This is a genomic window from Emticicia agri (assembly GCF_004168285.1).
GTDB lineage: Bacteria > Bacteroidota > Bacteroidia > Cytophagales > Spirosomataceae > Emticicia > Emticicia agri.
In genome coordinates this window covers 122341-143478 of sequence record NZ_SEWF01000001.1, presented here as the reverse complement: position 1 = coordinate 143478, position 21138 = coordinate 122341, and the positions used below count along the sequence as shown (strand labels likewise).

18 protein-coding genes are annotated in these 21138 nt (G+C 39.5%); 11 read left to right on the top strand and 7 right to left on the bottom strand.

Annotated elements, in window-relative coordinates:
• Positions 1-62 precede the first annotated feature (62 nt).
• Positions 63-908: a helix-turn-helix domain-containing protein gene (locus tag EWM59_RS00525; RefSeq protein ID WP_130018987.1), complete on the bottom strand. Its 846-nt coding sequence runs from the start codon at positions 906-908 to the stop codon at positions 63-65.
• 175 nt (positions 909-1083) lie between these two features.
• Between EWM59_RS00525 and EWM59_RS00520 the strand changes: the two genes are divergently transcribed.
• Positions 1084-1905, top strand: coding sequence for a phytanoyl-CoA dioxygenase family protein (locus EWM59_RS00520; RefSeq protein WP_130018986.1), 822 nt, complete (start codon positions 1084-1086; stop codon positions 1903-1905).
• A gap of 18 nt (positions 1906-1923) precedes the next feature.
• Here the strand turns inward: EWM59_RS00520 and EWM59_RS00515 are convergent, their stop codons facing one another.
• Entirely contained in the window at positions 1924-3111 is a 1188-nt protein-coding gene (locus tag EWM59_RS00515; RefSeq protein WP_130018985.1) for an MDR family MFS transporter, read from the bottom strand.
• A gap of 214 nt (positions 3112-3325) precedes the next feature.
• Between EWM59_RS00515 and EWM59_RS00510 the strand changes: the two genes are divergently transcribed.
• On the top strand, positions 3326-4525 hold the full coding sequence (locus EWM59_RS00510; RefSeq protein ID WP_130018984.1) for an acetyl-CoA C-acetyltransferase: 1200 nt from the start codon (positions 3326-3328) through the stop codon (positions 4523-4525).
• 5 nt (positions 4526-4530) lie between these two features.
• The gene (locus tag EWM59_RS00505; protein ID WP_130018983.1) at positions 4531-5109 is read left to right on the top strand and encodes a Crp/Fnr family transcriptional regulator; all 579 of its coding nucleotides are present in this window, start codon (positions 4531-4533) and stop codon (positions 5107-5109) included.
• On the opposite strand, the gene EWM59_RS00500 is transcribed toward EWM59_RS00505, so the two are convergent.
• The 3 genes from EWM59_RS00500 to EWM59_RS00490 all read right to left on the bottom strand — a co-directional run bounded on the left by EWM59_RS00500 (position 5099) and on the right by EWM59_RS00490 (position 9428).
• Positions 5099-5806: a DUF4386 domain-containing protein gene (locus EWM59_RS00500; protein ID WP_130018982.1), complete on the bottom strand. Its 708-nt coding sequence runs from the start codon at positions 5804-5806 to the stop codon at positions 5099-5101. The genes EWM59_RS00505 and EWM59_RS00500 overlap by 11 nt on opposite strands.
• 144 nt (positions 5807-5950) lie before the next feature.
• On the bottom strand, positions 5951-6601 hold the full coding sequence (gene lolA1 / locus EWM59_RS00495; RefSeq protein WP_310587818.1) for an outer membrane lipoprotein periplasmic chaperone LolA1: 651 nt from the start codon (positions 6599-6601) through the stop codon (positions 5951-5953).
• Between the two features lie 250 nt (positions 6602-6851).
• Positions 6852-9428, bottom strand: a complete 2577-nt coding sequence (locus EWM59_RS00490) for an FtsK/SpoIIIE family DNA translocase (RefSeq protein ID WP_130018981.1) — start codon at positions 9426-9428, stop codon at positions 6852-6854.
• Between the two features lie 228 nt (positions 9429-9656).
• Here EWM59_RS00490 and EWM59_RS00485 point away from each other — a divergent pair, with 228 nt between their 5' ends.
• Genes EWM59_RS00485 through EWM59_RS00460 form a run of 6 tightly spaced genes read left to right on the top strand, consistent with a single transcriptional unit; the run spans position 9657 to position 14308 of the window.
• Positions 9657-10415 (top strand): hypothetical protein, encoded by a 759-nt coding sequence (locus tag EWM59_RS00485; protein ID WP_130018980.1) that lies wholly within the window; start codon positions 9657-9659, stop codon positions 10413-10415.
• Positions 10391-11149, top strand: a complete 759-nt coding sequence (locus tag EWM59_RS00480; protein WP_130018979.1) for a leucine-rich repeat domain-containing protein — start codon at positions 10391-10393, stop codon at positions 11147-11149. The genes EWM59_RS00485 and EWM59_RS00480 overlap by 25 nt, the downstream gene beginning before the upstream one ends.
• A 2-nt stretch (positions 11150-11151) precedes the next feature.
• Positions 11152-12084 (top strand): hypothetical protein, encoded by a 933-nt coding sequence (locus EWM59_RS00475; protein ID WP_130018978.1) that lies wholly within the window; start codon positions 11152-11154, stop codon positions 12082-12084.
• Positions 12085-12089: 5 nt separating this feature from the next.
• Positions 12090-13211 carry a hypothetical protein gene (locus EWM59_RS00470; protein ID WP_130018977.1) on the top strand — a complete coding sequence of 374 codons (1122 nt, stop codon included), beginning with the start codon at positions 12090-12092 and terminating at the stop codon, positions 13209-13211.
• Between the two features lie 15 nt (positions 13212-13226).
• Positions 13227-13640: a hypothetical protein gene (locus EWM59_RS00465; protein ID WP_130018976.1), complete on the top strand. Its 414-nt coding sequence runs from the start codon at positions 13227-13229 to the stop codon at positions 13638-13640.
• A gap of 20 nt (positions 13641-13660) precedes the next feature.
• Positions 13661-14308, top strand: a complete 648-nt coding sequence (locus EWM59_RS00460) for a DUF3592 domain-containing protein (protein ID WP_130018975.1) — start codon at positions 13661-13663, stop codon at positions 14306-14308.
• A 6-nt stretch (positions 14309-14314) separates the two neighbouring features.
• On the opposite strand, the gene EWM59_RS00455 is transcribed toward EWM59_RS00460, so the two are convergent.
• Both EWM59_RS00455 and EWM59_RS00450 read right to left on the bottom strand, forming a co-directional pair.
• Positions 14315-15403, bottom strand: coding sequence for a creatininase family protein (locus tag EWM59_RS00455; RefSeq protein WP_130018974.1), 1089 nt, complete (start codon positions 15401-15403; stop codon positions 14315-14317).
• A gap of 120 nt (positions 15404-15523) precedes the next feature.
• Positions 15524-16678 carry a threonine aldolase family protein gene (locus tag EWM59_RS00450; RefSeq protein WP_130018973.1) on the bottom strand — a complete coding sequence of 385 codons (1155 nt, stop codon included), beginning with the start codon at positions 16676-16678 and terminating at the stop codon, positions 15524-15526.
• Between the two features lie 404 nt (positions 16679-17082).
• On the opposite strand from EWM59_RS00450, the gene EWM59_RS00445 reads away from it, so the two are divergent.
• Positions 17083-19428 carry a PSD1 and planctomycete cytochrome C domain-containing protein gene (locus tag EWM59_RS00445; protein ID WP_130018972.1) on the top strand — a complete coding sequence of 782 codons (2346 nt, stop codon included), beginning with the start codon at positions 17083-17085 and terminating at the stop codon, positions 19426-19428.
• Positions 19429-19640: 212 nt separating this feature from the next.
• The gene (locus EWM59_RS00440) at positions 19641-21095 is read left to right on the top strand and encodes a DUF1501 domain-containing protein (protein ID WP_130018970.1); all 1455 of its coding nucleotides are present in this window, start codon (positions 19641-19643) and stop codon (positions 21093-21095) included.
• Positions 21096-21138: the final 43 nt, after the last annotated feature.

The following is a 21138-nucleotide window of genomic DNA, read 5'->3' as shown; positions in this document are numbered from 1 at the left end:
ATGGTGCATTAAAAGAATTTATACCAGCGGCGAACTGGAAGTTCACCCCAAAAATGATTTATTCATCCAAATCTTCTACGATATACCATCGGTGTAACACCTGTCTGAGCCTTGAAAATCCGGTGGAAGTGCGAAAGATTCTGAAAACCACATTCAATACATATCTGGCTTATATCTAACTGGTTATCCATTAACATTTTACGGGCATTACTCAACCGTATTTCGTTCAGAAAATATACATAGGTTTTGCGGGTACGTGATTTAAAGTACCGACAAAACGACGGAACGGTAAGATTGGCTACCTCGGCAATCGTATCTAATGGAATGTCTTCTTTAAAGTTTTCCAAGGTAAATTCTATTATCTTTCTCATCCGCTCATTTTCAGTTTCATCAGGTTTGATATTGAATCCTTTACTGGCTAAAAGTTCGAACTCTTCACTTTCAGCCAATTGTTGTAAGGCGCTTATGAGAGCTACTAAACGGTGTACGCCTGTTGTTTCAAATACTTTCCATATAAATGGCGCAAGTTTTTCAGAAAATCTGATACCAGACCGGGCATTATTCAAAAGTGTAATGATAGTTGCACATTCGGGTAGATTGGCTAAAATATGGTTTACAAAATCTGTAGAGAACTGAAGAACGATAGCTTCATGTAATTCTCCGGTATTTTTTGAATTTATATCACTCCGCCAGAAATGGGGGAGATTCGAGCCTAAGAGCACTAAATCACCTGCTTCAAAATTGGCTACATGGTCTCCTACAAATCTTTTGCCTTGTCCGCATACAATCAATGTCAGTTCAAACTCAGGATGATAGTGCAAAGGGGCATCAAATTGTGGCAGCGCAACATATCGTGTCAGAAATGACGAACCTTCATCAGCAGATATTTTTTCAAAAAGAGCTTTCATGTAAGGGTAAATAGGCTTACTTCAGTTGAATATAATATAAGAATTAACATTCTTTCTGTATTATCGAACAAATTTATGTTAAAATACTATATAAAAATGAAAATAATAAAGATTTTTCTTAGAAAAATTCTATCGTACTTTGTGGCACTCTATTCAACCTTAATATGATTAAGCAATGACTGCTCATTCAGAGAAAACGTCGCTTTTGCACCAACTCAACGAACCTTTTTATTTGTCAGACGAAGCCATCGCTTTTTATCGGGAAAATGGTTATGTAAAACTTAAAAATGTACTTTCTGCTGAAGTATTGAGTTATTACGGCGAAATCATCACAGATTGGGTTTTCAAACTGAATAAACTCACGAAACCGATGGAAGAACGTACGACTTATGAAAGGGCTTTTCTGCAAATCATGAATATGTGGCGGGAAAATGAGGAGGTAAAAGAGTTTGTTTTTTCTAAACGTCTGGCCCGAATTGCTACGGAATTGATGGGAGTCTCCGGTGTGAGACTCTATCATGACCAAGCCCTTTACAAAGAACCAACCGGGGGCATTACTCCCTGGCATGCCGACCAGTTTTACTGGCCCTTGTCGAACCCGAATACGATTACAGTGTGGATACCTTTACAGGATACACCGATGGAAATGGGACCACTGGCATTTGCTGAAAAAAGCCAGACCGTAGAGATTGGTCGTGATGTGGAAATATCTGACGAGTCGGAAGCATTACTGGCAGAGACCCTGAAACAGTTCAGCATGAATGATACGCCTTTTGAATTGGGTGAAGTAAGCTATCATGCCGGGTGGACTTATCATAGAGCAGGAGCAAACAAATCGGGCAAAGCCCGGAAAGTAATGACCATGATTTACATGGATAAGGATATTAAAGTGATTGAACCTACTAACGAATATCGTGTAGCAGACTGGCAGACATGGCTTGACAGCAAGCCGGTAGGAAGCACCGCAGACGGAAAACTGAACCCTATACTATACTAACTTTCAAGAGGCGGAGCTTCAGGCTAATTTTTTGCCTAAAGCTCCAAATCCTAAAGTCGCTACTAAACCCAAAGCCCCTAATATATACCAGAGTGCATCGAAGCCAAACATGGCAATGGTCTGGGTACCTATGAGTGGAGCAGAAATCTGCGCAATTGACCAACTCATGGCATATAGGGCCGAATACTGACCTCTGTTATGCGGCTTTGCCCGCTCAATACTAAAGGCATTCATAAAAGGCATAGCAAACATTTCGGAGAAAGTAGCAAAGAGAATCCCTACAATTAACCAGAGGTAGTTATGCGTAAACAGGAAAATAATATAGTTGGGAATCACTAAAAAAGCACCAAAACTGATAAGCCATAACCGCTTGAATCTTCCCTCGATTTTATAAATAAAAATCATCTCAAATAAGGCTACTACCAGCCCATTTAAACCCAACAGATACCCAATCTGAACTTCGGTCAGTTGACAGGCTTGTTTATAAAACAAAGGACCGATGGTAAATAGCTGCGAAAAAGCAATGGCATATAAGGAGGCTAATACGATAAATATCATATAAGTACGGTCTCTTAAAGCCGAGTCTTTTTTGTCGATTACTACTTCTGTGGTTACCACTTCTTTTACCTTTTTTGTGCTTCTCAGAAAAATCCATACAAATATTCCTGCACCCACATTGGTTAGTCCATCTGCCCAGAAAAGTAAATCATAGTCTCGTGCCGCTAAAAAACCGCCGATAGCAGGGCCGATAGACCACCCTACATTAATAGCTAAACGTATCAATGAAACCGAGCGGGTGAAAGTTTCGGGCGTACTGAAATCGGCTATGGAAGCAGAGTTGGCCGGACGATACGCTTCGCCGAAGGCACTCAGCAGAAAAGCATAAATACACAAGAAATAAAAATTGTGCGTATGAACCATTACAATAAACATGATTCCACCTAAAAACAGGCTCCAGAATTGCACCGGGTAGTAGCCTATCTTGTCTGTCAGTTTTCCACCCATCCAGGTACCAAAGATAGAACCTACACCAAATAGTGTCATTACTATCCCGGCTTCTTGTACACTGAAATGAAGATTTTGTGTCAGGTAAACCGTCAGAAAGGCAATGACCATCGTCCCGCTCCGGTTGATGAACATCACAATTGCCAATAACCACACTTGCCGGGAGAGTCCACCGAAAGCATTACGAAATAAGGAAACCATGTGAGGATAAAAGAAGATAATAGCTGTCAGAGCCTGTTTAAATATTGTCTTTCTGACCGAAAAAACTGCCTTTGCAGGTCGAATTATAATGTTTAAACAGGCTATAGCAAAGGTAATATTTTCTGTGCTTGCATCAAATTAAACTATTGCGTAGTTTTGTCAGAGGAGGTATGCAAGCATACCAATTAGGGTCTAAAAACATACTATTCAACTAATGGAAGCATATATATACGATGCCATGCGGACTCCCCGGGGGCGTGGCAAATCAGATGGTGCCTTACACGATGTACAGCCTGTGCAATTACTCTCAACCGTTTTAAAATCTTTAAAAGAACGTAACAATTTAGATACCAGTCTTATCGACGATGTAATTGTGGGTTGTGTATCACCAATAGGTGAGCAAGGGGGCGATATTGCCCGTGCCGCAGTATTAGATTCGGGCTATGCCCAGACTGTGGCAGGGGTTCAGGTCAATCGTTTCTGTTCATCAGGTTTAGAGGCTATTAATATGGCAGCAGCCTATGTAATGTCTGGGCAGGTAGATTTATTGGTAGCGGGCGGAGTAGAATCTATGTCACGAGTACCTATGGGTTCAGACGGAGGCGCTTTGATGATGAATCCGCAACTGATAGCACAGCATAAACTTGTACCACAGGGTATTTCCGCCGATCTGATTGCCACCAAATATGGCTATTCAAGAAATAATGTAGATACTTATGCCGCCGAATCTGTTCGCCGGGCAGTAGAAGCGCAAAAGAATGGCTTTTATAAATCAATGGTAGCAGTAAAAGACGAAATAGGACTAACAGTGCTGGATAGAGATGAGGGTATCAGACCAGAAACTACGGTTGAATCTCTAAGCAAACTCAAACCTGCGTTTGAAATGTTGGGCAGTATGGGACTCGATGCTCTGGCTTTGATGAAATATAATCATCTGGTAAGTATCAACCACGTTCATCATGCCGGAAATTCCTCACAAATTAGCGACGGAGCAGGGGCTTTGTTGATAGGTAATAAAGAGATGGGGCAAAAATTAGGCTTAAAACCACGAGCCAGAATCAAGGCTTTTGCTATAGTAGGGTCAGAGCCTACTATTATGCTGACAGGCCCGATTCCTGCTACACAAAAGGTATTGAAAAAAGCCGGAATGAGCTTGAGTGATATTGATATTTTTGAAATAAATGAAGCCTTTGCCGCCATACCGATGCTGTTTATGGATAAATTAGGTGCAGACCATAGCAAAGTAAATGTGAATGGGGGAGCTATTGCTTTAGGGCATCCGCTTGGCGCAACCGGAGCTATTCTTTCTACAGCATTGATTGATGAAATGGAACGCGCTGATAAAGGTGTTGGTCTGGTAAGTCTTTGTATTGGCGGAGGCATGGGAATTGCTACGATTTTTGAAAGAATGTAACCAATATGAATGAAGCATTACTCAAATACATGGATAAATTCGACTCTTTGAGTAAGCAGGAGAAGCAAGATATTACTGATAATTTGTTAGTTCAGACTTTTAAAAAGCATACCATTTTACTGCATGAAGGCGAAATTGCCAATAAGTGTTATTTTATTCTGCAAGGCTGTGTCAGACAATATTATCTGACTGATGGCGAAGAGAAAACTACTGCCTTTTTTACCGAAGAACAGGCAGTAGTAACTTTCAGCAGTTATAGCCAACAAATACCAGCTAATCACTATTGGGTGTGTGAAGAAGATACTACCGCACTGGTAGGACATCTTGACAAAGAACAGGAAATGTATCAGAAATTTCCGAAACTTACTGCCATTACAAGAGAAATTATGGAGCAGGATTATGGCAAAACCCAGGAAGCATTTGCTACTTTTATCGCTTCATCTGCTGAAGAACGTTATCTATTACTGCTGAAAAATCGCCCGGATTTACTACAACGTGTCCCTCAACATCAGATAGCGAGTTATCTGGGTATCAAACCCGAATCATTGAGCCGCATCAGAAAAAGAATGAGCCTTAAAAAGTAGGCTCCATATCTGCTAATTTTCTGCCCTTTATTAAGAGCCATATAGCAAAACCCACTTCTCCGATAATAGATGGTATAGCCACAAGTATAGTCAGTAAAGTTTTATAAGAAGAATAATCGGCTAAAAGTAATTTTGCCAGATTATCTGTCAGATACGCTATTGATGCCAGGAACAAAAATATACCTATTACTTTAGGCGCAAACCTTGCATTGAAAATAAGATAGGCTAATAGCCATAAATGAATACTAAAGAATAATAATCCGATAGCCCAGCCATCATCAAAGGCATTAAACAACGTAAGCGTCTGTTTGTTAACAGCACTCGTATAGTGTATGTCTGTCAATAACCGGAAACCTGTCATTAAATTCAATAAAGATACACCAAAAATAGCAGTGTAAACCAGTCGGAACAAGGCTGCAAGTAATGATAGGCTTTTGTTGACAGGACTCAGGAAAATATATAAGGCCCAACTTACCAATACATCACAAATAAGCACGATTATAAACCCCAGCATACCCATACGAAATGAGAGTGGGTACTGGATAATATTACTGGCAGTAAGATTAGCATGAGCAGAAACAATTAAACGCTGGCGACCATAAAACTCAGCGAGCATAGCCGCAAAAAACATAACCACAGAAGAAACGCCTGCTATTACTGCTGCCTTACGAATAGAAATATCGGAATGGGTATTCATTGGATTTGTCTTGGTTAATGAGACAAAAGTACCTTACCTGATATTGCCGTGCATTGACAAAAGTTAAGAAATGACAGATTATAAAAACAAAAATCCCCAATACTGTAAGTATCAGGGATTTTCGGTATATTCTTTAAAACAGGGTTATCGTAAGTCAACTACTTCTACACCCGGGTACAATTTTTTGTCGAATGTAAAGATTTTATCGTCAGCAGGGGCATTAGGCATAAATCTGTCAACACGGAAAACCGTGCGTTTGCCACTTTTGTCCCACACTTTCCATGACTTCACCGACTTGTCGCTCTTATTCACTTTGATTTGAACCTTGGCAATTTTGCTTGATTTGTCTTCCGGCGAAAGTTCTACTACCTCATAAAACTGGCTGCCTTCTTTTACTTCTTCCAGAAACACATATTTATAGCCCTTTTTATAGATAGTATAAATCTTGGTAGGAGAGAGTTCTTCCTGCATGGCCGGGTCAAACTCCGTAATATTTACTTCATTGGTTTCTTTTACATAAGTATAAAGGTCTTTGCCATTGGCAAAAACTTCCTGACCTGCCATTTTTAAATGAAATTTAGCACCTTTTACGGTTACATCACCTTTGTAGCTTTCGGTCATTTTGGCGTTATTACCCTCTGTACCATAAGTAAATGAGGCACTGAACGACTTCATATTCTGATATTTTTTACTCATCTCGTCCAGAATCGCAGTGGCTTTCTGGTCTTTCTGGGCAAATACTAAACTGCTGACTAACACCAGATTAGTAATTATTAAAAATACTTTCTTCATCATGAGATTAGTTAATTTGGGATACTGAAACACTATAATCATTTAGAGTATGTTTAAAAATTATTGTTCGACCTACAAGAATATCTTTTTTAGCTATACTACGTTACATTTTTTCGATGTAGCTGCCGCTTCGGCGGTCCGATGGCTACATCTGCAAAATGCGCCTTGTCTATCTAAAAAATCTTATTCTTTCGGTCAGAAAAACAAAATTTAAACATACTCTTAGACTAAAAAAACAGACCAAAGATTAATACTATCGCAAATTTCGTAAAATTTCTTCTAAATGGGTAATATCTTTCACTAAAACCTCACGGGCTTTGCTTCCTTCAAATGGCCCTACAATGCCTGCCCCCTCTAATTGGTCAATGATTCTCCCTGCCCGGTTATAGCCTAACTTCATTTTTCTCTGTATCAAAGAAGTACTTCCTTGCTGGTGAGTAACCAACAGTCGGGCGGCTTCTTCAAACATGGGATCTAACTCTGACGGGTCAAAATCTAATGTTTCACCTTCTTCTTCACCGTAGAACTCAGGTAGCATATAAGCAGAATCGTAGGCTCTCTGGCTGCCGATAAATTCGCAGATTTCTTCTACTTCAGGTGTATCTACAAACGGACATTGGAGACGTATCATATCTGAACCCATCGAAAGCAGCATATCACCATTACCTACCAATTGCTCTGAACCTCCTGTATCTAAAATGGTTCTTGAGTCAATTTTAGACGTAACTTTAAATGACAGACGAGCCGGGAAGTTGGCTTTGATAAGACCCGTAATAACGTTTACCGATGGACGCTGGGTAGCTACAATCAGGTGGATACCAATGGCACGGGCCAACTGTGCCAGACGGGCAATGGGTTGTTCAACCTCTTTTCCGGCCGTCATCATCAGGTCGGCCAACTCATCTATTACCAACACAATATAAGGCAGATATTTATGCCCTTTTTCAGGATTCAGACGACGCTGAATAAACTTGGCATTATACTCTTTAATGTTCCTTACCCCTGCATCTTTCAGCAAGTTATATCGGCTATCCATTTCGATACAAAGAGAGTTAAGCGTATAAATTACTTTCTTGGTATCGGTAATAATGGCTTCTTCCGAATTAGGTAACATGGCCAGAAAGTGTCGCTCAATTTTATTATAGAGCGTTAGCTCCACTTTCTTGGGGTCAACCAATACAAACTTTATCTGAGAAGGATGTTTCTTATAGAGCAAAGAGGTCAGAATCACGTTCAAACCTACTGATTTACCTTGTCCCGTAGCCCCTGCCATAAGTAAGTGTGGCATTTTGGCAAGGTCAGTAATAAATGCTTCGTTAGAGATGGTTTTTCCTAAAATAATAGGCAGTTCAAAATTACTTTTCTGAAATTTCTCGTTTGAAATCACCGACTTCATCGTTACCATCTCACGGTTTTTGTTGGGTACTTCAATACCCACTGTACCTTTACCCGGCATTGGTGCAATGATACGAATACCCAAAGCAGCCAGATTTAAGGCAATATCATCTTCCAGATTCTTGATTTTTGAGATTCTGATACCTGCGTCAGGCACAATTTCATAGAGTGTTACAGTAGGCCCAATGGTAGCTTTAATGCTTGCAATCCCAATCTGGAAATTGCGCATGGTTTCTACAATCTTGTTTTTATTGGCCTCCAATTCCTCTTCAGTTACCTTACCTCCGGCATTATTGTATTCGCTTAATAGTGTAACTGGTGGATACTGGTAGTTGTCTAATTCAAGCGTTGGGTCATATAAACCAAAGTCTTTCAGTACTTTTTCGTTTACATCATCATCGTCAAGGTCTCCATCATAATCCTCATCGTCTGATGTATCGTTGCTTGTCGTATCTTCTATAATAAAGGTCGGGTCGCTTTTAACCGGCTCATTCCTGACCGGAGCAGGTCTGTCAACTTCTAATTTAACCCCGTTATTGGCAACCGAAGTTGGCACAATTTTCTCAACAAAAGGCTTTTCTTCAAAAGGTTTCGGTACTTCAATTTCTTCTTCGTAGCGTGGGGCTTTGTAGAGGTCATTTACCGTTACAGGCACTGGCACAGGCTCCTGTCTTTTTACAGGTTGTTCTCTGAAAGCCGTCTCGTTATCTTCTATATCATATTGTACAGCTTTGCGGATACGCTCGGTAGATATATCTTCTTTGGGCGGACGGTTGAAGTATTTAGCCAGAAACCAGTCGTCAATATCAGTATAGCCATGAAAGAAAATAACCCATGCAGCTAAAGCTAACAAGATAATTAAGATACCTCCCGAACCGAGGGTATGAGATAAAAACTTATTAACCGAATACCCGATGCCACCGCAGAAAGTACCCGCATTGAGTTCGAGTAACCCAGCAAAATAACCTATACATATGCTTGTCCAGAATATATAGAAAATACTGGCAAGCGTAAAACGATTAAGGCTTTGAGGGAGTAAATCTCTTTTGAATACTAAACGGTAGCCAGCCCAGAAAATAACAGGCAACCATCCGAAGGCAGCTATGCCAAACCATTGAAAGATAAAATAATGCGAAAGATAGGCGCCCATTAACCCCATCATGTTGCGTGGCTTGCGGTCTATTTGTTCAAGAGCCGCACTAAAATTACGTTGAACAATATCCTGATCGGCATCTCCTACTATTAGGTGCGATATGAACGAAACGAGAAGAATTACTGACAGAATCAGTAAGAAGATACCAAACGCTAACAGGTAGCTGTCTGTACTCACATTGAACTCAATAGGTACCTGAGTTCCGCTGCTACTTGGGCCTTTCGAAGGGGTACGCGGGGTATTCTTCGGCGGCTGTTTTTTGCGAAATGTATTACTGGACATCTTATAATTTTATAGGAAAGCAATGAATTTTAAAACAAATATATAAATATTACAACAAAAACACGTAAAATCTGATAAATTAGTATCGTATGGATACACAATCGGTTTATATCCAATAAAATACAAAAAACTACCAATTACAAACTTTCCCTGTCCGCTTACAAATTGTCGCTTCTATCAAAAGCATTGGTATCCGATATTTGTTTTACCAATTAAACCAAGATAGCCATGAGCGAAAATACGATATACCGGATGAGTTTCTTCTCTGCATTTTATGCCCTTTGTTTTGTTGGTATGTATTTCTATGGCAGAAAAGGGTCTCCTGTATTAGCTCCTGTTTTGTGTGCAGGTTTATGGTTGTTTTTTACGGTTTCTACCTATTATGTAGGCGGAGCCGCCATGAGTTGTTTTGCGCTTCTTACCGTACTTATTCTGTTGTTTACGCTTAAACCTCCTCCCGATAATAGTATGCAGCTATTCTATAGCGAAAACAAAATCTATAAATCAGAAAAAAAGCCCAAGGCTATTATGGATGTATTGGGCGACAGAAAATGGTCATTAGCTGAGGGTAAGCTATTTACTCGTTCTAACGAATGGGTTAACTATTTGTTTTGGCAAGGCAACACTTCTTTTAGCTACTACAACGGAAAAAACTATGTAACTAACCGGAGATATTATGTAGCTTTTATTTTTGAGCCTAATACTGTAAGCGAGAATTTCAAGAAAAAGGCAGAGGTACTGATGGACAAATCGCATTATACATTCAAAGAAAAATGGAAATACTTCTTTACCATTAATACAGATAAACCTTATCTGGTAACTACTACCGAAGATGGGGGCTTTGTGATAGCTTTTGACACTTTTGTAGATGCAAAAATATACGCCAGAAATCTGGCATGGATAAAGGCTAATATTGAGTTGGCTCCTAAAACTAATCAACGAACCGCTACCTATCAATCGTCATGGCAATCAAGAGCTTCTTCTTAAGTCTATTACTGACTATTTTTTTTGGATACACTTTTACGGTAGGTCTTACTACCAAAGACTCGTTTCTTCATAAAATACCTGATTGGGGTGGTTTTATAATGATGATAGCGGGAGGGATACTCTATCTGTTGGCATTCTGGTGGGGAGTAAAGGGTTTTCCGCAACATAAATTTTTAAGCCTGTTATCATTGGGTATGAGTGGTTTTGGTATTGCTTGCTATGCGCTGGTTATTTCGATGGAAATGAACAGAGGCAAACCTTCTCCCGGACAATTTGATTATGATTTGGCTAAAATTCCGGCGCAGGAACAGGCAGCAATCCGCTCGCTTGCCAAACAGACAGGCACACCGGAGAAAGAAATACATCTGACTGAGTACTGGAAACTGAGGGACTTCCCGATGGCGGTTTGTCTTCAGAAAGGGCATGTGTTGGGAGTTGGCGTAACCGATAAAACCATTACTGATATATCCGTACTATCTGTTTTGCCTGAATTAAGCGGACTATATCTGAGAGGAACACACCTGAAAGATTTAAGCGATTTACAATCACCTAAATTATATCGGTTAGAATTGCAGAACAACGAATTTACCGATTTGACAAGTTTTTCGGGCATACCTAATGTTGAGTGGCTTTTGATGGAGGGCAACCAACTGAAAACCCTGACAGGTATTGAGCAGATGCCTAAGTTAAAAGAAAAGAATTTTAGCGGTAATCCTGACTTAAAGGAAAATTAAACATGAAAAAGGGCATGCTATATGTAGTCATTGGTTTGGTTGTCTTATTCATTATTCAGGTGTTTCGTAATTTACCTGTAACTGATGTAAAAGACGACTCTGACAGCCCTATGTATGGCCTTAAAAGAGATACTACTAAGGTAGTGATTTCTCCAATAATGGTAAGAGATGAGGGTACCAGTGTAAAAGACCCTATAGAAGCTATTAAAGAAAAACTCTTTGCCTATAAGTACCTCTGGTTTGCCAATCAGGTAGAATATATGGTAAAAGACAGTGATTTTGTAAATCCGATTATAGATGCAGTAATTGCTGAAGAAAATGACGGCAAATTGCCAGAGAATACCGGAGGAGTAGAAGAAATAGCCACACGGGTCATTTATAAATACAGAACTAAAATGAATGAGCCTGCAGGTTTAGAAAGATTAGAAAACCTGATACAGAAACGCTATGATAATCCACACATAAGCATTGAGAAAAATGGTGACTATATTTCTAAAACTGTTGATTTAGGGGTGTTGCCTACTAAACTGGCTGTATCAGTCAGACATGGTATTGTCAGAACAAGTAATACGGGTGTTACAGATGAAAGCGGGCGTTGGATTTCGAAAGAAATAGCCCGTCAGATTCTGAAGTATAGTGATGATTTTCCCGACAGGATTATATTCAGAGTATGGTTTTCGCCTGATTATGGAGGGTTAGAGAAGAGTTTTTTATTTACTTTTATGCCTAAAAATCCTCAGTCTCCTTTTCCTCCATTGATTATTGTAAGACCTGAAAATTATTACAGCACAGGTTCCAGAACCAGCTTGTTAAAAACATTTTACCTATTTCATAAAATTGAAGAATATGCTGCCGATAGCTATTCGGTTTATGAAATAGATGATTATAAGTACAGACAAATTTCTGCGCAGAAGTCTGACAGAAATAGATATTAATAGCCATGCGTTTACTAAACTTTCTTTTATTAATGGGTTTGTTTTCATTTTTAGCGGCTTGTTGGGCAGAAAAAGACCGTCATCCTGAAATGCCTTTTTTACCGGGAGCCACCAATAGCCGGATAAAAATAGATTCTGCAGAATATGCTGGTATCGACAGGTTTATTTTTTCTGCCGATAGAAAGAAAATCTATGCCCTTGTTGCGCAAACAGCCGGAGGAGGGACATATAATCATTATTTAATTGAATTAGATGAGAACGGAAAAAAACTTCGTGAACTCTATTTGGGCGACATGGGCAGAGTACCAACCACCTTATCTTTACTGGATAGCAATACACTTATCTGGGATTACTCAAATGTATTTTACATTGTTAACCTTCCGAGTTTCAAGGTAATAGATGAAGTATTTACCTATTATCAGTACGATTATCCAAAATCAAAAGAAAATGAAAAACTGATAAATGAGAAAGTGGGGCAAGAATTTGAAGCCAGGCGTGTGAAAATAGCTGAAAAATACGATATTCAGAAAATAGATTCAGTGAGTCTTGAAATTGTTGAGGGTAATAAAAAGAATGCAGAGGCCTATTGGACAGAATTCAGAGCAGCTAAAAAGGAATCGGACAGTATGATATATACGCTCAGACAGAAGTACTATGAGGAATATGCGAATAATGAGATAAAAACCGGAACATGGTTTTTGGGTTATAAACTACCTGAAAGCGACACAGAATATTTATTTACCAAAGTTGCCAGTGGAAAAGTAGTAGCTTTTCAGTTAGACAAAGGTATCAGTCGGAATGGATATGATTTTGCCCGTTTAAACCTTAACCCTGATTCGGAAGTTAATAGGAATTTTAGCAGTATGTATTCATACCCTACCAGAGGAATTAAAGATAAAGATTGCAGTCTGAGAATAACAGAACAGATTACAACTGAGTATAATCAGTATAAATTGAAAGGGCCTGATAAAAAACTGTTTTATTATGAAATGCAGGTAGGAGATGAAAAAACAGCATTTAAATGGGAGTTTCCGGTGATGGTTTCCAACGACTTTTATCTGCGTTCGGCTAACGGAAATACGTATATAGTAGCTAATAGTAAATTATATCGCTTTAGTCTTCAATAAATTAACATTGCTTTTATGAACCGTTCACAAATTTTATTAACCATCGCTATTATTGTAGTTTTTCCCATCTTTTTTGGAGGTATATGGAGTGGAGTATGTTACCTTATTGGTGCAATGGGTGGCTGGCAAACCTTAGCCAAAAAATATGAAACAGCGAAAGATACTGTAATAGACCAGAAATTTACCAATGAATACGGAAAGTTCGGCGTATCAAGATATAAGTTTACGCTTACTGTTGGCTTTTCAAAAGCAGGGATTTTCTTTGCCAATAACCCGTTTTTCAGAATTGGTCACCCACCTATGCTTATCCCTTGGAGTGCCATTAAAATCGTTTCAAACGACGGCTTTTTTTTACACATACAGGCCGACGATACGCATATATGGCTGAGTAAGAAATTTCTGAGTAATATTCAACCTTATGTACGATAAACTATTTAATTCATAAAGCCATGAGTATTACTGCTTTTTTCCTTATTTTTTTTGGTTCTTTAGCCTATTACTATTTCGTTTTAAGGAAATATAATTCTTTAGGTTTCAGAATGTTTTCTCTTTTTACATTTATTACCTTATGCTTTGTGTATTGGTGGTATAGTGGTTATAAGGAGTTGGAAGATTTAAAAAAGAATGGTATTCATACCGAAGCAACGGTTATTAAAAAAAGTATTGAAGGAAAACCCGATAGCAATGTGCCGGATAATGTAGTAACTGTAGGCTATGTTACAAAAGAAGGTAAAGCAATCACAGCAGAAGCCCGTGAAATGACTTCTAAAGAAGAATATGACGAAGTATCGGTTGGGCAAAAAGTGCAGATAATATATACTAACAATGTAAAAAATACACAACTACAAACTACATTCAATAGGTCAGTAAAAGACTATAACTGGATTCTTATTATGCCTGCACTTTTCTTTTTAATAGGGATGGGTTGTCTGGTATTTTTAGGAAGATTTAAAATACATGCACACGAAGGTACCGTATATGAATACCTGACTGATGAAAACGGAAAAGTGCTTTTTGACGACAAACAATCAGCTACTACCCGTACTATCAGGAAAATAAATCTTCTGTCAAAAATGATGCAAGCGTTTGGAAAGTAGTTTTAGTTAATTCTGGACTTTAGTAACCCAGAAACGTTCTCCTCTGAACTGACACCAGGCTTTATTTACTGCCCCCGACTCATTTTTTACAAATAGAATATTCATATTCATTGATGAAAAATAATCAGGGGCATCTTTATAGAGATGAAAGAAATTTCGGGTATCCCGGCCATTCCAGATAAAATACAGAATATTATCTTTCTGGCTTATTTCTAATTTCTTGCCCGTTGCGTCCTCATAAATGCCCTCATAGGCGGCATATTCTGCACTCCGGTCTTTCATTGTTGGTAAAGCACAGGTAGATACGCTGTCTATTTCTTTCATTAGTTCACTGGCAAAAGAAGCCATGTTTTTATGCCCTTTTTCTTTAGTACCCAATGCCGCATAGCCATTAATACCACTGGTATTCAGGTTTCCTGTTTCAATCATCACAGGGGTCATATTACCACTTTTACCTTTCATGCTCGAATCGTTCACTGCCTTGCTCATATTTACCAAGTCAGGTCTGATACTTAGCACATTCGAGGTCTCTATTTCATCTGCATGGCCGCTATAGGTTTTGGTTCTGAAACGTGCCTCGGCTTTATCAAATGCTGGGCGGCTATACTGGCTGTAATACAGCAGAATACCCTCTTCTGCTAATGTTTTTGCGGCTGTTTCGAGGGTAGGCGTAGTGCTGACACCTACATTAATGATATAAAATCTTCTGGGGCCATAGCCTGCCAGGCTTCTCACAATCTCAACCACCATATTGGTAGCTGTAGCAAAGGTAGTACTGGTTGAACCGGAATATTTCAAAAAAGCAGGATAAAACCCATAACTGACTACTGGGGTAATGACTACTTTTTTCTCTAAAGCTACTCTTTTGGCTAATCCTTCGGCTTGAAGAAAATCTGTCGCAAGGGGTAGGTGTGGGCCATGTTCTTTAGCGGCTGCTCCCAATGGAATCACAACAACTGTTTCACTATTCAATATTTTTTGCGCTTCTGTCCAACTGATGTCTTCTAAATAAATGGCTTTGTTAGCTGGGTTTCTTTGTTGGGCTACGCAGGAAAAGGAAATACCTGTTATAAGAAGTAGGAAGATTTTTTTCATGATTGATGTGTTTAATCAGTACTTGTAAATTCAGACAGAGCAATGCTCTGTCTCTACCTGTTTTTATGTTTGTAGGGGTTCAGAATTTTAAACCTTGTTGTCCTACTTATTAGTAAAAATCTATTTCAGGCTATTTGTAAAACCATTCACCAATGCAGGAACATTACTTTTTAGTAACGATTCATTCACCAATAAATTAAATCCATTGGTTTCATTCGGGCGGGCAATAATGCCGTTTTTCTTCAGGTTTTTAGCAAATATTTTTGGTTCTATGCCTTTTACCTTCATCTTAAAAATATTCGTTCCGTTCGGGATACGTTGTATTTCAAAACTATCGTGGCTATCTAATTTTTTCATCAACTCTTCTCCCATAGTTACTGCTTTGCTGTATCTGTCCGTAAAACCGTCTAAATAGTGCAGAGCTACTGCAGCGTATGTCCATACCTGATGTAGGCCTCCGCCAAACATCCGTCGGGCATGATACATCGGTGCAATCAATTCTTTTGGTCCTGCCAGAATAGCACCCGAAGCAGCATTGAAATATTTATAAAGAGAAATATACACCGTATCAAACAAAGCAGCATAAGTAGCTGGACTAATACCTGTATAACCCGAAGCTAAAAAAAGCCTTGCGCCATCTAAGTGCATCTTAATATCGTTGGTTTTTGCCAGAGCTGAAATCTGTTTCATTTGCTCATACTCAAACATTTCCCCGGTTTTTCTCCGCACGGGCGATTCAATAGAGATAACGCCTACTTTAGCGGCTACCCGGCCTCCAGCAGTGCGTTTCAGTACTTCATTCACTTCATCGACCGTAAAGGTGGCTTTATCGAACCCTAAAGGAATCAGGTTCAGGTTACTTAATGTCTGTGCGCAATCACCCGTATCATTATACACATGACTTTCGTGTTGCAGAATCACCCGATTGTTTTTGCCTGCTAAGGTTCTGATGGCTAAATGATTGGCCAGCGTACCCGTAGGCATAAATACAGCCGCTTCTTTGCCCAGCATATTAGCCATTTTTTTCTCCAACTCTTCTACACAGCCATTCAATGAATAATAATCAGCTACTAAATCGTCTTTTCTGGTGAGGCTACTTAATAACTGGCTATAAGCCATTGGCGAGAGAATCAATCCATCAGATACAAAATTGACAGGAGTAACAGGCGTATCTTTAGTTGCATTTGCAGGTTCAAATGCCTGAGCAGATAAGGCAGGTGCTAACGAAAGCGCAGAAGATAATTTCAGGAATTTCCTGCGTTGAAGGTGATTCATGGGTTTGTGCTTGTTAATGAGGAATGATTAAAATTAATGAGAAATATTAAGGATTAGAAACCGTACGCATTTTTTGTTATTAATTATTCTGAAAATCAGATAGTCTTAATGGGGATACTGGCGTATTTAAGAAAACCCTAATATTTCAGCTACTTTAACGTTTCATATAAACTCTCAGAACGTTATAAGTTTTTAGACAGTAGAGTATTTCAGCTACTTTAACGTTTCATATAAACCCCTATAAAAAATCTCCATTTTTTTACATAGATTTGTTAGAAACTCGTCTATACAAGTACTTATAATATGAGTTTTTAAAAAATTTTAATAATGTTTAAAAATGTTTTATTTTTTCTAAAAAAAGTGCTAGTTTTGTCTCGTAGGAAATCTCTATTCAATTACCCTGAATGAAAACTTTAACCGTAAAAATTAAATATTTTTTTCTCCTTTGCCTCGTTACGGTAGGCATCGCTTCTGTTGTCTGGAACTGTACGAGCGCTTCTGCTGAAACGGCAGCCATCCCTGACGAGATAGATTATAATTTTCATATCCGCCCTATTCTATCTGACCGTTGTTTCAAATGTCACGGCCCTGATGCTAATACAAGAGAAGCCAATTTACGTCTGGATACCCCTGAAGGAGCTTTTGCCGCTTTGAAAGATAATCCGAAGGCACATGCCATTGTAGCGGGTAATCCTGATATGTCAGCGGTGTTTTTAAGAATTACATCTAAAGACTCTACTCAACTCATGCCTCCGGTTGAGTCTAACCTGAAACTGACGCAACACGAAATAGACCTGATTGAAAAGTGGATAAAACAGGGTGCTAAATACAAGGCACACTGGGCATTTATTGAGCCTAAAAAAACAAATGTACCGAAGGCAGACGAAGATTGGGTGGTAAACGAAATTGACAATTTTGTGTATGACAAAATGCGTGAAAAAGGTCTTAAACCCAATGAAGAAGCAGAGAAAGAACAATTGTTAAAGAGAGTAAGTCTTGACCTGACAGGATTACCACCTACTGTTGAAATGCAGGAAAGATTCCTGAAAGATACTTCGCCTGATGCGTATGAAAAAATTGTAGATGAATTGTTGAAAAATAAGCACTACGGAGAAAAAATGGCTACCTACTGGTTAGATGTAGCCCGTTATGCTGACTCACATGGGTATCAGGACGATGGCTTGCGTACCATGTGGCCCTGGAGAGACTGGGTAATTCATGCCTATAACGAAAACTATCCCTATAGTAAATTTCTAAGCTGGCAATTGGCCGGAGACTTACTGCCCAATCCTGACGGTAGTGGAAAGCCCTCTAAAGAAATGTTACTGGCAACAGGTTTTAACCGTAATCATAAAATTACACAAGAGGGTGGGGTAATAGATGAGGAATACAGGGTTGAATATGTAACCGACCGTACCAATACCTTTGGTAAATCTTTTCTGTCGCTGACCTTTGAATGTGCCAAGTGCCACGACCATAAGTATGACCCTATTTCTCAGAAAGATTATTACAGTACTTTTGCGTTCTTTAATCAGGTGCCTGAAAAGGGCTTATTCGGAACGATTGATGCTTCTTATGCTGACCCGCCGAATATGGCTATTACAGATGCCGATGTGAAGTCTTTACTGAAGTTTATCAATAAGAAAGATACGGCTAAAGTAATGGTAATGGTGATGAAAGATACCACAAAGGTACGTACGACATATGTACTGAACAGAGGGAACTATGATGCACATGGAGATTCGGTAACTTTTGGATTACCAAAGAGTATTCTGAGTTATGATACTACCAGATATGGCAGAGGTCGTTTAGGATTAGTTAAGTGGCTTCTGGATGCTAAAAATCCACTAACCTCAAGAGTGTATGTGAATCGGATATGGGCACAGTTCTTTGGGAGAGGTATTGTAAAAACATTGGGCGATTTTGGCATGCAGGGCGAACTCCCTTCACATCCTCAGTTATTAGATTGGTTAGCAGTAGATTTCAGAGAAAAAGGCTGGAATATAAGACGCCTGGTAAAACAGATAGTAATGTCTGCTACTTACAGACAATCATCAACCATTACTGATAAACACCTGAAAACTGACCCTGATAATATCTTTCTTGCCCGTGCTTCACGCATTCGCTTACTTGCCGAAAACGTACGTGATTATGTTTTATCGAGTAGTGGTATTATGAACGATGAAATAGGTGGCCCAAGCATTAAACCTTATCAGCCTAAAGGCTTGTGGGAGGTAGCTACTTCGGGTAGAGGTAGTTTGTCGAGATATGTGCAAGACCATGAGTCTGACCTGTATCGTAGGGGAATGTATGTATTTATCAAGCGTACGGTTCCACCTCCGACCATGCTTATTTTTGATGCCAGTAACCGTGACCAGTGCGAGGTACAACGGGTACGAACCAATACCCCTTTACAGGCATTAGTGATGATGAACGACCCGCAGATGATTGAGGGCTCAAGGGTATTGGCCGAGAACCTGACTCTTGAAAAAGGCTCGATTGATGAGAAACTGGAAAAGGCATTCAGAATGGTGCTTTGCCGTAAGCCTAAAGAAAAAGAAATGGAGGTTATCAGGCAGTATTTTGCCCATGAATCAGGCTTGCTGAAAAAAGACCCTAAAAGAGCCGAAAAACTTTTGAATATAGGCGAATACAAGCACGAGCCTATAAAAGATAAAGCGTCAGCAGCAGCCTTGATGCAAACAATTCAGTTATTGTATAACATGGAAGAAGCCATTATGAGGGTTTAAGAAACTGTTTGAGTTAAATTTTATGAATCAAAATGAATTATTTTTTGCAAATACAAGACAACAAAACCGGAGTTTAGCAGAGCTAAATGAGCGGACGCCGCGCGGGATTTTGATGGCGTAGGATTTGTAAAAAAGAATCATTTTGAACAGAACAAGATTAACTCAAACAGTTTCTAAGCTCTCAGGCTTTTTCAACAGCATAAATATTTCCGATGGAAAACGAATTTTTCAAAAACAGGTTAAATATTACCCGCAGACATTTTCTGAGTAAGTCAGCTGTAGGTTTGGGTAGTATGGCATTAGGTTCGTTATTGATGCCTAATTTATTTACTGGCGAAGAAGAAAACCTTGCGCAATTGCCATTAGGTCTGCCACATTTTGCGCCTAAAGCCAAACGCATTATTTATCTGTTTCAGAATGGTGCGCCTTCGCAGTTAGAAACTTTCGATTATAAGCCATTATTGAATAAAATGGCAGGTGAAGACCTGCCGGAGTCAATCAGAGGTACACAAAGATTGACGGGTATGACTGCCAATCAAACCAAGTTTCCTTTGATAGGCTCTTATTTTGGTTTTAAACAATATGGGCAATCAGGAGCCTGGGTAAGCGATATGCTGCCCAATATGGCTAAGATTGTAGATGAACTCTGTATTATTAAAACCATGAATACCGAGGCCATCAACCATGACCCTGCCCTGACCTTTATCCAGACCGGAGCGCAGGTAGGCAATCGGCCGAGTATGGGTGCATGGATGAGTTATGGTTTAGGAAGTGAAAACAAAAACCTGCCTGCTTTCTGTGTATTGCTTTCTCGGGGTCGTGGCAATGGACAAGGAGTATATTCTAAACTCTGGACAAACGGTTTTCTGGATTCTACCCATCAGGGCGTAGTATTCAGTAGTGGCGAAGACCCGATTTTGTATCTGAAGGATAGTGATGGGATAGACAAAGATTCTCGTAGGAGAATGTTAGATAAACTGGCAGAATTGAATCATCTGGGTTTTGAAACAAGTGGCGACCCCGAAGTACAGGCCAAAGTACAACAGTATGAAATGGCCTACCGTATGCAAACGGCTGTGCCTGAATTAACAGACTTATCAAAAGAACCTGACCATATCGTAAAAATGTATGGCCCCGAGTGTCTGGTACCGGGTACTTATGCGGCTAATGTGTTACTGGCAAGAAAACTATCAGAGTCAGGCGTGCGTTTTGTGCAGTTATACCATCAGGGTTGGGACCAACATGGGAATCTGCCTAACGAAATGCCACTACAAGCCGAAGATGTTGACCGTTCGTCTGCCGCTTTGATTATGGATTTAAAACAAAGAGGTTTATTAGACGAAACCCTCGTTATATGGGGTGGCGAATTTGGCAGAACCAACTATTGTCAGGGTACTTTTACCAAAGATAATTACGGTAGAGACCATCATCCGAGAGCCTATACTATCTGGATGGCAGGTGGTGGGGTAAAACCCGGCATTGTGTATGGAGAGACTGATGAGTTTGGTTATAACGTTATCAAAGACCCTGTGCATATCAACGATTTTCATGCTACTGTTATGCACCTGATGGGCTTGAATCACGAACAACTGACTTATAAACACTTAGGCAGAAGATACAGACTGACTGACGTAGCAGGCAAATTAGTGCCGGGCATTATTGCATAGCCTTGCCTCGTCGTAAACCACCTATTGCACCCTGAACACATCA

Bases quoted from the DNA above. Each gene is read 5' to 3' on its own strand.
- EWM59_RS00525 (WP_130018987.1), bottom strand. From the start codon at position 908: ATGAAAGCTCTTTTTGAAAAAATATCTGCTGATGAAGGTTCGTCATTT.
- EWM59_RS00520 (WP_130018986.1), top strand. From the start codon at position 1,084: ATGACTGCTCATTCAGAGAAAACGTCGCTTTTGCACCAACTCAACGAA.
- EWM59_RS00515 (WP_130018985.1), bottom strand. From the start codon at position 3,111: ATGGTTTCCTTATTTCGTAATGCTTTCGGTGGACTCTCCCGGCAAGTG.
- EWM59_RS00510 (WP_130018984.1), top strand. From the start codon at position 3,326: ATGGAAGCATATATATACGATGCCATGCGGACTCCCCGGGGGCGTGGC.
- EWM59_RS00505 (WP_130018983.1), top strand. From the start codon at position 4,531: ATGAATGAAGCATTACTCAAATACATGGATAAATTCGACTCTTTGAGT.
- EWM59_RS00500 (WP_130018982.1), bottom strand. From the start codon at position 5,806: ATGAATACCCATTCCGATATTTCTATTCGTAAGGCAGCAGTAATAGCA.
- lolA1 (WP_310587818.1), bottom strand. From the start codon at position 6,601: ATGATGAAGAAAGTATTTTTAATAATTACTAATCTGGTGTTAGTCAGC.
- EWM59_RS00490 (WP_130018981.1), bottom strand. From the start codon at position 9,428: ATGTCCAGTAATACATTTCGCAAAAAACAGCCGCCGAAGAATACCCCG.
- EWM59_RS00485 (WP_130018980.1), top strand. From the start codon at position 9,657: ATGAGCGAAAATACGATATACCGGATGAGTTTCTTCTCTGCATTTTAT.
- EWM59_RS00480 (WP_130018979.1), top strand. From the start codon at position 10,391: ATGGCAATCAAGAGCTTCTTCTTAAGTCTATTACTGACTATTTTTTTT.
- EWM59_RS00475 (WP_130018978.1), top strand. From the start codon at position 11,152: ATGAAAAAGGGCATGCTATATGTAGTCATTGGTTTGGTTGTCTTATTC.
- EWM59_RS00470 (WP_130018977.1), top strand. From the start codon at position 12,090: ATGCGTTTACTAAACTTTCTTTTATTAATGGGTTTGTTTTCATTTTTA.
- EWM59_RS00465 (WP_130018976.1), top strand. From the start codon at position 13,227: ATGAACCGTTCACAAATTTTATTAACCATCGCTATTATTGTAGTTTTT.
- EWM59_RS00460 (WP_130018975.1), top strand. From the start codon at position 13,661: ATGAGTATTACTGCTTTTTTCCTTATTTTTTTTGGTTCTTTAGCCTAT.
- EWM59_RS00455 (WP_130018974.1), bottom strand. From the start codon at position 15,403: ATGAAAAAAATCTTCCTACTTCTTATAACAGGTATTTCCTTTTCCTGC.
- EWM59_RS00450 (WP_130018973.1), bottom strand. From the start codon at position 16,678: ATGAATCACCTTCAACGCAGGAAATTCCTGAAATTATCTTCTGCGCTT.
- EWM59_RS00445 (WP_130018972.1), top strand. From the start codon at position 17,083: ATGAAAACTTTAACCGTAAAAATTAAATATTTTTTTCTCCTTTGCCTC.
- EWM59_RS00440 (WP_130018970.1), top strand. From the start codon at position 19,641: ATGGAAAACGAATTTTTCAAAAACAGGTTAAATATTACCCGCAGACAT.